Origin of the sequence: Streptococcus sp. DD10, from assembly GCF_001578805.1 — a bacterium.
Taxonomy (GTDB): domain Bacteria; phylum Bacillota; class Bacilli; order Lactobacillales; family Streptococcaceae; genus Streptococcus.
Genome location: NZ_KQ969223.1, coordinates 1 through 326, shown reverse-complemented (window position 1 = coordinate 326; position 326 = coordinate 1). Strand labels below are relative to the sequence as shown.

At 47.9% G+C, this 326-nt stretch carries 1 protein-coding gene; it reads left to right on the top strand.

Annotation, left to right across the window (positions count from 1 at the left end):
• Positions 1-326, top strand: a 326-nt coding sequence (locus STRDD10_RS11300; RefSeq protein WP_197458352.1) for a hypothetical protein, incomplete at both ends; no start/stop codon positions are given.

Genomic DNA, 326 nt, shown 5'->3' with positions numbered 1-326 from the left:
GATCCGGTTGTTCCAGATAAACCAGTAGACACTCCAAGCGATCCAGTTGTCCCAGATAAACCAGTTGACACCCCAAGCGATCCAGTTGTTCCAGATAAACCAGTTGATAGCCCAACCGATCCAGTTGTTCCAGATAAACCGGTCGACACTCCAAGCGATCCAGTTGTCCCAGATAAACCAGTTGACACCCCAACAGATCCGGTTGTTCCAGATAAACCGGTCGATACTCCAACTGATCCAGTTGTTCCAGATAAACCAGTAGACACTCCAACAGATCCAGTTGTTCCAGATAAACCAATTGATACCCCAACCGATCCAGTTATCCC